At 52.9% G+C, this 15,117-nt stretch carries 13 protein-coding genes; 1 reads left to right on the top strand and 12 read right to left on the bottom strand.

Annotated features, from left to right (window positions below; genetic code table 11):
• Positions 1-34 precede the first annotated feature (34 nt).
• The 9 genes from NYE26_RS14510 to NYE26_RS14470 form a co-directional block, all read right to left on the bottom strand.
• The gene (locus NYE26_RS14510; RefSeq protein ID WP_209870812.1) at positions 35-940 is read right to left on the bottom strand and encodes a carbohydrate ABC transporter permease; all 906 of its coding nucleotides are present in this window, start codon (positions 938-940) and stop codon (positions 35-37) included.
• Positions 934-1,884 (bottom strand): ABC transporter permease subunit, encoded by a 951-nt coding sequence (locus NYE26_RS14505; protein ID WP_339256792.1) that lies wholly within the window; start codon positions 1,882-1,884, stop codon positions 934-936. The genes NYE26_RS14510 and NYE26_RS14505 overlap by 7 nt, the downstream gene beginning before the upstream one ends.
• Positions 1,885-2,020: 136 nt before the next feature.
• The gene (locus tag NYE26_RS14500; RefSeq protein WP_339256790.1) at positions 2,021-2,239 is read right to left on the bottom strand and encodes a hypothetical protein; all 219 of its coding nucleotides are present in this window, start codon (positions 2,237-2,239) and stop codon (positions 2,021-2,023) included.
• 47 nt (positions 2,240-2,286) lie between these two features.
• Positions 2,287-3,465 carry a Ger(x)C family spore germination protein gene (locus NYE26_RS14495; protein WP_339256788.1) on the bottom strand — a complete coding sequence of 393 codons (1,179 nt, stop codon included), beginning with the start codon at positions 3,463-3,465 and terminating at the stop codon, positions 2,287-2,289.
• Between the two features lie 18 nt (positions 3,466-3,483).
• Positions 3,484-4,587, bottom strand: a complete 1,104-nt coding sequence (locus NYE26_RS14490) for an endospore germination permease (RefSeq protein ID WP_339256786.1) — start codon at positions 4,585-4,587, stop codon at positions 3,484-3,486.
• A gap of 34 nt (positions 4,588-4,621) precedes the next feature.
• A complete protein-coding gene (locus NYE26_RS14485) occupies positions 4,622-6,046 on the bottom strand; it encodes a spore germination protein (protein WP_339256784.1) in 1,425 nt (474 codons plus the stop codon).
• 74 nt (positions 6,047-6,120) lie between these two features.
• The gene (locus tag NYE26_RS14480) at positions 6,121-7,092 is read right to left on the bottom strand and encodes an NAD(P)/FAD-dependent oxidoreductase (protein WP_339256783.1); all 972 of its coding nucleotides are present in this window, start codon (positions 7,090-7,092) and stop codon (positions 6,121-6,123) included.
• Between the two features lie 792 nt (positions 7,093-7,884).
• Positions 7,885-8,640, bottom strand: coding sequence for an AIR synthase related protein (locus NYE26_RS14475; protein WP_339256782.1), 756 nt, complete (start codon positions 8,638-8,640; stop codon positions 7,885-7,887).
• A 28-nt stretch (positions 8,641-8,668) separates the two neighbouring features.
• The gene (locus NYE26_RS14470) at positions 8,669-9,532 is read right to left on the bottom strand and encodes an AraC family transcriptional regulator (protein ID WP_339256781.1); all 864 of its coding nucleotides are present in this window, start codon (positions 9,530-9,532) and stop codon (positions 8,669-8,671) included.
• 181 nt (positions 9,533-9,713) lie between these two features.
• On the opposite strand from NYE26_RS14470, the gene NYE26_RS14465 reads away from it, so the two are divergent.
• Positions 9,714-11,012, top strand: a complete 1,299-nt coding sequence (locus NYE26_RS14465; RefSeq protein ID WP_339256780.1) for an alpha-glucosidase/alpha-galactosidase — start codon at positions 9,714-9,716, stop codon at positions 11,010-11,012.
• An 87-nt stretch (positions 11,013-11,099) separates the two neighbouring features.
• Here the strand turns inward: NYE26_RS14465 and NYE26_RS14460 are convergent, their stop codons facing one another.
• The 3 genes from NYE26_RS14460 to NYE26_RS14450 form a co-directional block, all read right to left on the bottom strand.
• Complete coding sequence (locus NYE26_RS14460; protein ID WP_339256778.1) at positions 11,100-12,356, bottom strand: peptidase G2 autoproteolytic cleavage domain-containing protein; 1,257 nt, start codon at positions 12,354-12,356, stop codon at positions 11,100-11,102.
• A 133-nt stretch (positions 12,357-12,489) separates the two neighbouring features.
• Complete coding sequence (locus NYE26_RS14455; protein ID WP_339256776.1) at positions 12,490-13,263, bottom strand: ABC transporter ATP-binding protein; 774 nt, start codon at positions 13,261-13,263, stop codon at positions 12,490-12,492.
• Between the two features lie 206 nt (positions 13,264-13,469).
• Entirely contained in the window at positions 13,470-14,741 is a 1,272-nt protein-coding gene (locus NYE26_RS14450) for a BNR-4 repeat-containing protein (protein WP_339256774.1), read from the bottom strand.
• Positions 14,742-15,117 lie beyond the last annotated feature (376 nt).

Raw genomic sequence — 15,117 nt, 5'->3', positions numbered from 1 at the left:
TCTGGCCTCCCCCCTTCCGCAGAGTATACCCGCCTCAGCCCTTTATCGCGCCCGTCATTACACCGTCTACGAAATACTTCTGCAGCTTGGGGTAGATCAGCAGAATCGGAATCGTGGTGAACATGACGCTTGCGGCCTTCAGCGACTCTGGCACGATGAACGAGCCGACACTACCCTCGCCGCCTTGCTGACTGTCCAGCTGCTGGTTGGCTGAGATGATCTGATACAGCTTGAGCTGCATGGGATAGAGCTCTTTTTTGGTAATATAAAATAACGCATCCTGGAAACCGTTCCACCGGTCTACGGCATAGAAGAGGCTTAAGGTGGCAATCGAAGGCAGCGAGAGGGGCAGGACAATCCGGAGAAGAATTCCCAGATCCGAGCACCCGTCGATGGACGCCGATTCCTCCAGACTCTCCGGAAGGGAGCTGAAGAAGGTTTTCAGGATAATCAGATTAAATACACTCATCGCGCCCGGCAGCACCAGACTCCATATCGTATCCATCATCCCCAGGTTCTTGATCAGGATATAGGAAGGAATCAGACCGCCGCTGAAATACATCGTGAAGACCAGAGCGGACAACAGGAAGTTTCTCCCCCACAGCCGCTTTTTCGTTAACGGGTACGCCGCACAGATCGTCAGGAACATACACACCACCGTGTAAAAAATGGTCAGGACAATACTATAGCCCAGCGTATACAGCATATCGGCATCGCTCAGAATCGTCTTATACGTCTCTACAGTGAAGTCTACCGGCCATAAGCTAACCTTTTGCGAGATAATCGCTTCGTTGGAGCTGAATGATAGCGCTATCATATATAAAAACGGGACAATGCAGGTGAACGACAAAGCCACTATAAAGACTATAATCGCAATATCTGCCACACTTGTTTTCCGGCCAATCCGCCCTGCTCGTATCGTACTTGCCGCTCTCACCATATCCCATCCTCACCCAATTTCTTCGCAATATAGTTGGCACCGATCAGCAGGGTCAGACCTACCACAGACTGGAATAGCCCGACGGCCGTTGCCTGGGAGAAGTCTCCCGAGCTGATGCCCACTCTGTACACGAAGGTGCTGATGACATCGGAATATTCGCTGACCAGTGAATTCCCCATTACAAACGGGCGGTCGAACCCGATCGATACCATTCGGCCAATCTGAAGAATCAGCAGAATGTTAATCGTAGATTTAATGCCCGGCAGTGTAATATGCCACATTTTGCGGAGTCTGCTGCAGCCGTCCATATCGGACGCTTCATACAGCTCCTTGTTGATACCGGTAATCGCCGCGAGATAAATAATCGTCCCCCACCCGATGTTCTGCCATACCCCCACAGTAATATAGGTGACCAGCCAAGGGGTCTTCTGCGACAGAAATTCAATTTTCGACAGTCCCAGGCTATCCAGGAATAGATTCACCATCCCGCTGTTAGAGAACATCAGATAGACAATCCCGCCGATAATTACCCAGGACATGAAGTGAGGCAGATAGAGAATCGTCTGCGTTAATTTCTTGAACCTTGCCATGCGGACCTCGTTAAGCAGAATCGCCAGGATAATCGGGGCCGGGAAGCCCGCCACCAGATCCAGCACATTCAGGACCAGCGTATTTTTGAGGGCACGGTAGAAGCTGTCCTGCTGAAAAATAAACCGGAACACATCCAGTCCGACCCATTCGCTTCCACTCGTCCCCTGAAAAATATTGTAGTCCTGAAAGGCCATAATCAAGCCGTAAATCGGTGCATATTTAAAAATGGCAATGTACAGGAGTGGCAGCAGCAAAAGGATGTAGAGTAGGGCATCTCTCCTGATCCTGAGCCAAAAGGTGTGTCTTGGCGTGAGTCCGATTTGATCTTTCTGATTGTTTAAAACCGCTTTCATTTCTCCCATCCCTCCGGCTGTATTAAGGAGCTCTCTTGTTCTTCATTATAGCTACCCCGGGAGATAAGAAAATGTAATCGCTTAAATGAATTTGGTAATAACTTAAAAGACAGCCCCGGAGGGACTGCCTTAAGCTTCATTTCATAATCAGATCGATTCTGCCGAACAACAGCTTCACCAGCTCGGTGGGACCCGGCAGGCCTGGTTGAAATAACAGAAGAATGGTAAGACCCGCCGCAGCAAACGTAATGCCTGCAATCACCTTTCTGGCTTTCTTGTCCTTACTGCCCCGGAATTCAAAAATAATGATCCCGCAGGACAGCAGCAGAATTGATAGGATCATTGCTATTTTCATGCTTCCCCCATCCTTCTATGGTTGCTGGAATTCAGGCGTACCTTCCGTCAGTTGGCCGATTGCTCTGGTATGCCTTGGGGCCCGGTTGATCTTCCGTTACCAGTAATACTCGTCTTGACGGAGACCTCCACCTGCAGCTCGGGGTACATAGTCTCCCACTGTTCCTTCTTTGCCTTCCACTCTTGCGGGTAATGTTTGCGGAAGGAATCGGCGAATCTGTAAAAGTCGGTCTTCTGCTCCTTTTGGGACATACGGAGTGCCTGATCGGCAGCTTCCTTAAGCCGCTTCTCCCAAGCCTTCTTCAGCGCCATCACCTTCGACGGATCAGTCAGATTGGCATCAGTTGTATTCAGAACGACCTCTCCACTCGCCACAATCCGGACCTTCATCATCCATTCCCCGTTGACGATGCTTGGCTTCAGCATGGTGGTGATTTGTTTGGACAGGATCGAGAAGGCCCCCTTCTCCCCTTCCAGAGTAACCGGCATGATAATATTATTAAGCTCATTAATCATGAGCAGTACTCCGAGGCTTACCGGTTCTTTTACAGTGAGGGAATAACGGCCGTGCTTATACAGGCTTAACCCCTTGAGTGAGGGGGTCGTCGCATTCGGTCCATCGTTCGGTTCCGGGGGAGCAATCAGGATACGGGTTAGGATGGCCGAACCGCTGGCTCCCTGAATGGATTGGGACAAATCCAGCAGGGTCACACGCGTGCCGAGGTTCATATTTGCCATTTCCCGGAGGGATTCGGAGGAGCTGCGTTCCAGCGGGTCCAGCAGGGCAAGAATATCCTTGGCGGAATCCTTACTGGAGAAGATATACGCGTGTTCGCGGAACTGCGGATAACGGAGGAAGAAATCAACAAATTCGCGCAGCCCCTGTTTCCCTGCCTCTTCACTGATCACAATCACCTCACATTGGCCCCAGAACATATGGCGGGCGACCTTCCGCTGTAGCCGGTTCAAGGCTTCCGCAATGTTCACTCCTTCAGCAGTGCGGGTCATGGTGACTCCGCTTGCGCTTTCGCCTGCCCCGCCGCTCTCCGAGCCGCCGCTTCCTTTGCGCGGAATGAAGATCTGGGCCGTCAATTGTGCCTGGCCGTCTTTATAATCCACGCCGGTGGCGAGCACGATGGCCAGGTCATTGATCTCCGTCCGGTCCCAGCATCCGCTGAGCAGTATACTGCTCAGCAGCAGCATAATCATGACTCTGCAGCCCCGCATGGCCCTCCCTCCTTATCATCATCCCTTGCTCAGAAGCTTCAGCCCCTTCTTCAGCAGAGCCAGTCCATAGATTGCGGCGGGAAGCCCCACCAGGAACATCATTGTATATATGTTAGCCGAAGCACTGATAAGCGCAGCCGCGCCCGCAGCGCCCGTCACTACCCAGTAAGAGAACAACATGCTTACGAAGGCGAGCGGAATCACCAGCGGTTTATAATCGTCCAGCCCGAACCATTCAGCGGCTGAGGTGGCGAAGATGTAGAGAAAGACAGAGATTTTGACAAAGATCCCGAAGATCCAGATCGCAATAATGAGCGCCTCAATATGCTGCAAGAAATCGGCAATCGTAATGTAACGTGCAGCAATCATCACCGGAAAAGCAAAGCTGTCCGTCAAATCACCCATCAGCAGCAGGCAGAACAGATTGGTCACCGTCATCGCCAGTGTCGTTACGACAAGCGAAACGAGCATCGTCCGGCCCAGATGTTTCTTGCTGTTGATGTAGGGCAGCAGAAAGGCCAGCACAGTATATTCACTGAACCATGCCGCCGGAGCCACCGCACCTTTGACGATAGGAACGAATCCGTTCTCCATGAACGGAAGCAGCTCGGCAGGCCGGAGTTCTCCGGTCAGGAGCACAAAGATCAGGCAGAGCATCACCACCAGGAGCGTAACGAACACCTGGGCGGTCCGGCTGACCACCTCTATGCCCTGCCTTACATTAATCGCGCAGACCGCAACCATCGTCCCCATAATGACAAGCAGCGGCGTCTTGGGAAGAGCATTATTCACAATGAACTCGCCGTATTCCAGAATAATCAGGCCGTTCAAATGGGGCAGAAAGAGCAGAAAACCCAGCCCGATCACCTTGCCCGGCAGCCACCCGGCGATCAGCAGACTGGACTGCATAATAGTCTTGCCGGGATAAAGCCGGTTCAGTCCAAGCGAGATCCCTATAACCGTTACTCCAATCAGCGAGCCCAGGATGGGCGATAACCACATATCATGTCCTGCATAATGCATAGTGATCCCGGGGACAGACAGGATAGCGGTGGCAAGAATCGAGGGGAAAACAAGGAAGGCCAGCTGGGTAACAGATATTTTCCCTTTGTCAGTCAACATAAGAATCCCCTTCTCTGGTGAAGTCCGGCTGCCGTCATTTGCTCCGCGGCTGCGAGATCCACAATACATCCTTCAAGCCCTTGCTGAATGTCGGAGCTGCCGGTGACAGATAGAGCCTGCCGAACGAACGCAGACTGCTAAGATGAATGACCACCAGGATGATGCCGAGCATGACGCCGATTAGCCCCATCGTACCTGCCAGAATCATCATGGGGAACCGCAGCAGACGGGTTGCGATACTGGCGGAATAACGCGGAACCATGAAGGAAGCAATGCCCGTGATAGCCACGATAATGATCATCGGTGCAGAGACAATTCCCGCAGTGGTGGCAGCCTGGCCTATGATTAGTGCGCCCACGATACTGACAGCGGAACCTATCTGCTTCGGCAGCCGGACGCCGGCCTCCCGCAGCGCCTCGAAGGCTATCTCCATAATGAGCGCTTCCACCAGGGCCGGAAAAGGAATCTCCTCTCTCGCCCGCGCGATACTCAGCAGCAGTACGGTAGGTATCATCTCCTGATGGAAGGTGGTGATGGCGACGTAAGCCGAGGGGAGCAGGAGCGACAGAGCATAGAAGATATATCTGAGCCAGCGGACAAAAATACTCATGTAAATGTTCTCGTAGTAATCCTCCGGGGATTGCAGCATGGAGAACATATTGACCGGGGCAATCAGACTGAAGGGAGTCCCGTCAATCAAGAGCGCGAACCGGCCCTCCAGCAGATTGGAGACCACCACATCCGGGCGTTCCGTGGCAATCATCTGCGGAAACGGTGAAAAGGGCTGGTCAATGATGCCCTGCTCAATATACTGGCTCTCCAGCACATCCTTGATATTCAGGCGGCTTAGCCGTTTTTTGACTTCAGTGACCAGTCCCGGCTGAATGATTCCTTCCACATAAGCGAGGGTGACCTTCGTATGGCTGTACTCTCCAATAGTGTTAGAGTGCAGCTTCAATGCTGGCGTTTTAAGCCGCATACGCAATAGAGACTGATTCGTAGCCAGAGCTTCCGTGAAGCCGTCACGGGCACCGCGCACAGTGGATTCAGCCGCCGGTTCTTCGGGAGTCCGGGTGGGCACCTTGTATAGAGGATAGCCCTTACCCGAAGCCAGGCCATCCAGCAAAAGCACAGCTTCACCGTCCAGGATCGCTGTTACGGCTTGTCCTACGGTTCTAATCTGGTGAATCGAGGCGACCGGAACCTCAGCAGACCCTTCCACTGCCGGTTCAACTGCAAGACCAGTCTGCTCCAGCGGGGCCAGCAATTGCTGCTCCAGCCGCTCCGTATCACATAATCCTGTACAGTACACACAGAGCGCAGAAGTACGATGAATCGTCTGGAACGAATGGAACACCACATCCTCACAGCCCGCAAACACTCCGCGCAGCACCTGTTCATTCTCTGCCAGCCGCCGGGTCAGCTGGGTCTCCTGTTCTGCTTCCGATGCAGTATTCATCCGTACTCCCTCCCTGCGCTATCCTTTGAATTTCATATTCATAGTGATGTTATCCTGTGCTATTGGGGGAAAATTTATGCAAGCCCGGCCTTCCAGACTTCCCGGTTCAATTCGCCATTCACCGCAGCAGCAGCCAGCGCGCCCGATGCGGCAGCAGCGATGGATTGATGCATCATGGTGGCGGCATCCCCGGCGGCGTAGATCCCGGGCACGCTGGTCTGGCCGGACTCGCCGACTTCAAGGATACCCTGCTCAGATATCCGGCAGCCCAGGGAATGCGGCAGATCCGTTCCCGGAGCCAGCTCGGGCCGGAAGAATATTCCGGTACACGGAATTTCTGTTCCATCCATAAGCTTCACATGCTTAACCATGCCTTCCTCTGATGCAATCTCGCGAATAGGAGTATCGAATAACGGAATAGCGTGGGCACGCAATTCTTCGCGTTCTGCTTCTGTCAGCTCATCGGGTCCATTTGTGCAGACCGCAAATTGCTTAGTCCACCCATATAACAACGGAGCCAGATGCATGAGTGCTGCTCCTCTGCTGATGATTACCAGCGGCTGATCTCTTAATTCCCAGCCATCGCAGTACGGACAGACAAAGGCGCTCTTCCCGTAGACCTTGGCCAGCCCCGGAATGTCCAGCCTGCGGTCCTTCATGCCTGCGGCGAACAGCAGCTTCTTGCTGGTCAGCTTAAGCCCTGAAGCGGTCTCCAGCAGGAAGGCCCCATCCTCCCCGGTAATGGACACTACTGTATCTTCAATGTGTGAAACGGATGGATAAGCGCCTAGCTGTTCTATGGCAATCCGCCGGAGTTCGAACGGAGCGATCCCGTCCCGGGTCAGAAAGCCGTGCGCTTCCCGGGTGACCGCATTACGCGGCTGCCCGGCATCAATCACAATCGTCCGTTTGCGTGCACGGCCCAGCATCAGCGCAGCATTCAGCCCGGCTGGGCCACCGCCGATAATTACTGCGTCTGCATTTGCTGCATTTGCTGCATCTGTATTAACTACATTTGCGGCATCATTATTTTCCAGATTAGTCATTTGTAATTCCTCCCTGTGGTTGGTTTGAGTGGTTGGTGTCTGGTATGGCGGCAGGTTGATTTGCGGACATTAGAGACTTCTGTAGTCCGTGAATATTGCAAAAAAATAGACACCGCATCTCCATCGCTCACCTGCGTCGCCAATCTGTATTGCACAACTGCATCGACCAATCTGTACTGCCAATCTGTAATGTCAATCTGTACTGTCAATCTGTACTGTCAATCTGTAATGAACATCTGCGTCGACCAACCTGCATCGTCCAATCTACATCGCCAATCTGCAATGTACATCAGCATCGCCCTTATTAAGGACTATGTGTGTCTATAATAACTTTGAATTTGAATGATGTCAATTGTGGCGCTTCCTGGCGCTTATTAAGCCTTATTGAAACAGATGCTTATGCTGATTGAAAAATTGATAGAAAGATTGTACATTCTCCAGCTCATACCACTCCCTGTCTGCAAGGGGCTGGCAGTGCCCATTGCGCTTGGATAGCGGATGAGACTGGGATGTGTATGTTTGCGGGAGCGCATTTAGTTGGATTTTCTCCACTTCCTGAGGAACGTATGGGCCATGCTGGGGAAACAATTGGAAAAATGGCACTTAAATAATCACTCGTTACCTGAAACGGCCTAATCCGTAAGCAGCAGTTGCTATTTTTCCACTTGCTTCAGGACATTTCGCAGAAAGAGGGAAATTAAGATACGTTTATCCATTTGTTTGCTGGCAAGGCAGATTTGCCTTAATCCAAGCCGCCTTGATTCGCACTTGTATGGATCTTACACAGGCCAGTCAAGGCTGCAAATAACCGATAATCTCCATTTTACCTCCTACTCTGGACTGAAGGTCGCTAATCCTACGTTCCTCTGCCGCAAAAATCACCGCTGTCGCCGGCCCCCCGGATGCCTGCAGCTTATCCTCTATTCCAGGCACCGGCTGGAAGCCGCAGCCGTTCAACTCCGCGAGTAGCTCCGCTTCATACCCGGCCCCCTTCGAGCCGACCGGATGAATGTCATGGACCTCCGGCGCGCCTGCCAGAAGCTGAAGCTGCCGGAGGGTACACAGGCTTGCTTCCTGCTCCAGAACAGCGCTTCCGACCAGCGGTTCGCCCAGCATCACGATGCAGTCTCCTGTACTTGAACATCCCAGCTTCAGCTGCGTCTCATCCGCCTCCCCTATCACGGTAATACCGATACCGGTCTGGCAGGTCACGAAATTATCCTCGGTGCTGCCGTTCAGATGGGCGGCAGTCAGTCCGGCTTCCTGAAGCAGCCTGTGGATGCCCCGGATAATTTCATTCCCTGTAGGCTCCTTCTCTACCGCCAGGGTGTCGATGACCGTTATGATCTCCGCCCCCACAGACAGCACCTCCATTACTGCAACTCTGGCAGCATAATAGCCTGCGACAGCCGGGGGTGTCTGCACCGCATCCATCGGCTTATTCCCGATGCTGGCGCTGGAATCGCAGCCGATGACCAGCACCCGGCCTCCCCCTCTTCGTACTATGGTCAGATCACGGATTCGCTGAACTTGCGGTTTCATCATCATTTTTTCTCCCCCTGCGGCTTGTCCCTTTCTAATTCCCGTTCCTAAGTGCGGCCCGGTATTCACTCGGCGGCATGCCCGTAGCTTTGCGGAATTGCTTAGAGAAATACAGGGCGTCATTGAAGCCGACCGAAGAGGCTACTTGTTCGATGGTCAGCGGGCTTGCGAGCAGCTCTTTGGCCTTGTCCATCCTTATTTTGAGCAGATATTGCTTGGGTGACATCCCGGTCCGCTGCTTGAAGGCCTTGGATAGATGAACCCGGTGATAGCCGAGCGAAGACGCGATGTGATCAATGCTGAGCTGCTGGTGGAATTGCAGCGTAATCCAACGGATCGCCTGGTCGATCTGCCGGTCGATCATCTCCGGCATTTCAGACGGATGCGGCGGCAATTGATCCAGATTGTCCCGCCCGAAGCGGTGAAGCAGCAGCCGCACCCAGCCGGAAGCCTCCAGGCTCTCCAGCCGTGGATATGCGGATTGCTTGAAGGATTGCCGGATGCCGGTATACAGGCTATGCAGTTCCGGGACATTGCCGGAATGGGCGAAGGGCCGTTCCCTGGTAATCCCTACTGCCCGAAGCTGATCCAGTACGCCGATGCCCTGCAAGGCAACCCAGGCATAATGCCACGGGTGGTCCGTATCCGCCTTGTAGCTGAATAACATGCCGGGGATAATCACGAAGGTGTCGCCCGCCTTGCACTCCGCCGAGAACGTTTCGGTCTCGAACCGGCCGCTGCCCGCAAGAACGGTATGGATCAGGTAGAAATCATGTACGGACGGCCCAACAGTGTGGCCGGGATGCGGCCTCCCTTCCCCGCTGAACAGCACGGATAGCTCCTGCTCCTCCGGCGTCAGGTTGATGCCCAGGGTGAATTCATAATGCTCCGGGTCCATGCAACATTCCTCCATATGTATCTTGTCTTTCTCCATAGCCCGCGCAGCGCTTCTATTCTATAGTGATTATAGTAGAAATCAGCGCAAAAAGCTTCTGTTCCAGCACATTTCTGTCAGTTTCATCCGCAAGCGGCTGTATGACAGAAGGCTTTTCACGCATCTTATAGGAGGCTTATCACTTATGTCTAAAGTTACATTTATCGGTGCCGGAAGTACCGTCTTCGCGAAGAATGTCCTCGGCGATATCATGGCTACACCTGCCCTTCAGGGCTTCGAGCTTGCATTATTCGATATCGATCTTCAGCGCTTAAATGACTCAGCGAGTATGCTCCAGAATCTGAAGAAAAGCAGTGGCAGCACGTGTACCGTAACTACCTATACCGACCGCAAGGAAGCGCTGCGCGGTGCCAAATATGTGGTGAACGCCATTCAGGTCGGAGGGTACGATCCTTGTACGATTACGGATTTTGAGATTCCCAAGAAATACGGCCTGCGCCAGACGATCGCTGACACCGTAGGCATTGGCGGGATCTTCCGCAACCTGCGGACCATTCCGGTAATGCTGGACTTCGCGGCCGATATCCGCGAGGTGTGCCCGGATGCGCTGTTCCTGAATTATACGAACCCGATGGCCGTTCTGACGAATGTCATGAATACCTACGGCGGCGTGAATACAATCGGCCTGTGTCACAGCGTACAGCAATGTATTCCCGGATTGTTCGACCACCTCGGCATCGACAAGACAGGCGTTCAAGCCAAAATTGCCGGCATCAACCACATGGCCTGGCTGCTTGAAGTCACCAAAGACGGCGAGGATCTGTACCCGGAGATCAAACGGCGCGCGGCCGAGAAGCAGCTTGAGCCGCATTATGATATGGTCCGCTATGAGATGATGCTGAAATTCGGCTACTATATTACGGAATCTTCTGAACATAACGCCGAGTATCATCCGTACTTCATCAAGCGGAACTACCCGGAGCTGATCGAACGCTTCCAGATTCCGCTGGACGAATATCCGCGCCGCTGCGTGGAACAGATTAAGGGGTGGGAGCAGATGCGCGGAGATCTGGTGAACAACCAGGATCTGACGCATGAGCGTTCCCATGAGTATGCCTCTTACATCCTGGAAGCCATGGAGACGGATGTACCGTTCAAGATCGGCGGCAATGTGATGAACACGGGCCTGATCACCAATCTGCCGCGTGAAGCCTGTGTCGAGGTGCCTTGTCTGGTAGACAGAAGCGGCGTAACGCCAACCTTCGTGGGCGATCTGCCGCCGCAGTGCGCAGCGCTGAACCGGACCAACATCAACACCCAGCTCCTGACCATAGAAGCCGCTATGACTCGCAAAAAGGAGCATATCTATCACGCCGCCATGCTGGACCCGCATACCGCCGCCGAACTCTCGATGGACGATATTGTGAGCATGTGCGATGACCTGATCGCTGCCCATGGTGACTGGTTGCCGAAGTATCAATAAACTCTTTACAACAAAAGCAGCGATCCTCCGTTAACAGGAGGATCGCTGCTTTATATTTTTGAGCCGCGCCCGCTTGCTGAATCGTCTCTATTTCACATAAATTCGGATTTGATCCGGTGCTGTTCTGGCAAGAACGCGGTAGCCTTCAACAGAAGCGGTTGCCACTCCATTCTCACCAGGCAGACAATATCCGTTCACCTGGCAGGTTCCGTCATCCCGGACCAGAAGCTTGCCCATGGTTCCTACAGCCACCCATTCTGCACGATCGATCCGCGATACATACTTTTGGGAAGGGGCGAATTGGGGATTAACAACAGCCGTGCTCACAGTATATGCAGGTGCCATAACATTACCTTTGCTGTCTGTCACAGCCCTCACTTCCCGGTCTTCATATCTAACCCTGCCCCATTCATCCCTTTCGTATTTGCCTTTCCAGTTCAAAGGACTTGCATCACCAAGCACAGAAGGACTTGCACTGACCACGCCCAAGATATATTGATCTGACGGGGTTGCTTTTCTGACCCGCTCTCCATCCGTGGTTACAAAATATCCAGGCTCTATCGGCAATCCATCCACCGTCTCAAACATTTCGGCATAGTCTGCCCCAGGAGATATTACAGTGCCTTGAAGATATAAATTTCCTGTAGAACCCTGAAGCACAGCAGCCAGGTCAGGGGCGGCCGGATTACCATTGGCTAAATGCCAAGAAGCAGGAAACAGTGTTTCACCATAAGTACCCATAATATGAGCATCAGTGTGTTCTGGCAGAACAACTGTACTGTTCCCTTCAGCATGAGAGTTCTGAGCACCTGCAATTGTACCTGAACCTTCAGCATGAGAAAAGTTTCCATTGGCCTCAGTGAAGGAACCTTCAGCATGAGAAATAAACCCATTTGCCAGTGTTGAGAAGCCTTCTGCATGAGCAGCAGAACCAGCAGCTACAGTCAGGTAGCCTTCTGAGTGGGAATATTCTCCACTTGCAGTGCTCTGATTGCCTTCCGCATGTGAAGCTACACCCGAAGCAACCGTTTGAGCACCCTCAGCGTGAGATTGAGTTCCGGAAGCAGTAGTTAAACCTCCCTCAGCGTGGGCAGCGTCATTGATTGCAAAGGTCCTGTAGCCTTCCGCATGTGAGGCCGGTCCTGATGCAAGCGAACCATTCCCTTCGGCATGGGCCGTGTCCAGAACTGCAAGGGTCTGGTACCCTTCAGCATGAGCCGCAGAAGCGTTGGCTGTGGTCTGGTACCCCTCAGCGTGAGAAGCAAACCCGCTTGCGGTCGTGGAGTTCCCCTCTGCATGTGAGCAAGATCCGGAAGCGGTTTGATTGCATCCTTCATCTGCCATAAGCCATTCCTCCTAATATTGTGGTTTTTATGGTCCTGCCCTACACAATATTACGGACTTGATGGAATGGACACGGCATGTCTCCCGGGTACAAAATATTATTTGTCATAGCTTCCCCGGAACGCCTCTTATATTAGCCCAAAGTCAGCCATCTCCGGTTATGGTGCTCCTGCACCTCAACCGGAGTATCGAAGAATTCGCTGAGCACCTCGGACTTCAGGCATTCTGCGGTCTCGTCAGCTTTATAGATTTCACCTTTTTTAACCAGCAGGGTATGCGTGAAGCAGGGTGTAATCTCTTCGATATGATGGGTCACATACAGCAAGGTGGGGCCGCCTTCCTGTTTCGTGATCTTTTCGATCATCTGCAGCAGCTGCTCCCGCGCAAAAATATCCAGTCCCGTACACGGCTCGTCCAGGATGAGCAGCTCGGGATTTGCAATGAGTGCCCGTGCGATGAGAATCTTCTGGCGTTGTCCCTGTGACAAGGTATCATAAGTGCGTGCGGCCAGGGCCGAGCAATCCAGGAATTCCAGCAGCTCCTCTGCCTGCTTCAGGTCCTCTTCTTCCGTCTTGTCGTACAGTCCGATTGTGGCGAACTTGCCGCTCAAAATGATGTTCAGCGCCGTCTGATGGCCGTACAGCTTCTGCTGCAAAGAGGTGCTGACCCAGCCGATACGCTTGCGCAGCTCTCTAAGGTCTACATCGCCGAAGCGGTGGTCCAGCACCTCTACTTGTCCCTTCGTTGGCCAGATATAGCCGTTCACAACGTTCAGCATGGTCGTCTTGCCTGAGCCGTTCAGACCGACAATGCACCAGTGCTGTCCCTTATGCACCTGCCAATTCATCTCCTGCAGAATCATCGTCTGCTCACGCCGCCAGGATACATTTTCAAGCGATATAATCATGTTCCAGTGCTCCCCCTTGCTTCGTAATAATCTTCTAATGAAACATTATAGCAGCTCAATGTATTCTGCGCTTGTTAGACCTGCCCGGACTTACATCCTGGAAATGATGCCCATTCCGGGCAAACTGCAAATGAAAGAACCCGGGCGAATGTCCGGGCCTTTCATTAAGTGGATAGTATAGTTGTGCGGTGATCAATTTGGCCAGCCTAGTTATTTCGCCCATAGTAAAGCTTCAGGTTCGTTACATCTACCAAGTACAAGATGTCAATGCCCTTCGGGCAGCGGTCTACCGCCAGCCTTTCCACCGGGATACCCGGTGCAAGCGAGCTCTCTGTCCAGCCTCCGCCGGTATTCACTGCCATGAATGCACGGTCAGTACCGCTGCTTTTGACATAATAGATTCTGGATGTTGTACCCGTCCAGGTCACATCAATGGCCGCGTTGGTGTGAGCAGCGTTATATACGGTCTGCAGGTTCCAGCCCCCTGCACCGTAAGTGGCCTGCTTCACAGCAAAGCTAGTGCTGCCCTCCTCACGGTAACGGTAAGCGATCACCGGACGTCCCGCTGCATCAAGCGTCATCTTGGCACTCTGTACGCCCGGACCGCCGGGGTCACTGCCGCTTTGCACATAGGCTTCGCTTGGAGCCATAGGCTGCACAATATCCGCCGTAGTCAGGGAGACAGGCGCTGTGACCGGAGTTCCGTCCGCTTTGCTGAATACGCCCGTGGACGGGCTATACTTCATATAGGACAACTGGTGGCGCAGCGGACTAGCGGCGAAGTACGCCCATTCGAACAAGATATGCAGATCGCCGTTTGCGTCGAAGACCAGATCATCCGGATAGACCGACCGATTCAAATGCGCTGCAATGGTCTTGACCTGAGTCCATACGGAGTCGGCATTGTTCCAGCGGAGCAGAACAGCCTCTCTTTTGCCGGCCGGGTCTTTGTCAATGCGCACCAGCAAATACAGATCTCCATTCGGAGCGGTCGTGACTACGGGATAGGTTACCGTCATGCCTGCGGGCAGCTCGTCCGAGTGATTCTGCGGAATCCCGCCCACGGTATCTGAGCGGTAGTAGTGCCAGGGATTGCTGTGCATGGAAGCGAAAACGTGGAACCGCCCGCTCCCGTCTCTGGCTGTAGAAGGCTGGTTGTGCCCGAGATCATCCACATATTCCGCCGGGGTTGTCCCATCCATGAGCGGAAGCTTGCTCCATATCCCGTCGTTGTCTCTTCTTGCAATAGCTACCGTATGCTTGCCGGGGATCGATCCCGGGGCGTTATAAGCCATATAAGCATACTCATAACCAAGCCCGTAAGTGGCAAGAGGGGACCACCATCCCGCCTGATTGCTGGAATCCATCGGAAAAGGCACCTCCTCCAGCACAGCCGCCGCGCTCCCCGCCCCCGCTGGCACTACAGTCAGCAGCAACGTCATCATAAGAGTAAGCATCCATTGTTTGATCTGCTTCAACGATTACGCCTCCCTTAATTCTTGGTCTTACATACATAAATAGATACCGGGTAGCCATGTGAACGCATTACCTGCCTACTGAATGGAATGTTATTGAAGAGAAACGAACACAAAAGAAAAAGACGAATACAAAATTACCGACGAACACAAAACCACCTAAGTGTAAACGCATACATATATCTCCGGTCCCGCCTCCCCGTTCCAGCAACTATCCTGGTGTTCGTATGCCTGGTCCTAGTGTGTGACATGTGCTAATGTACGCAAGTTGCTAGTGTTGCTGTTGCTGTTGCTGGCCCAAGAATAGCATGCTGCTGAAAGGATTGTTACTGTACTATTGCAAGATTGCTGTAACTGAGAGCTTTTATTGTAATAGCTG

It is taken from the genome of Paenibacillus sp. FSL P2-0136, assembly GCF_037975325.1.
Classification (GTDB): domain Bacteria; phylum Bacillota; class Bacilli; order Paenibacillales; family Paenibacillaceae; genus Paenibacillus_AQ; species Paenibacillus_AQ silagei.
The sequence above is the reverse complement of the archived record's forward strand: the minus strand, read 5'-3'. Positions and strand labels throughout refer to the sequence as shown.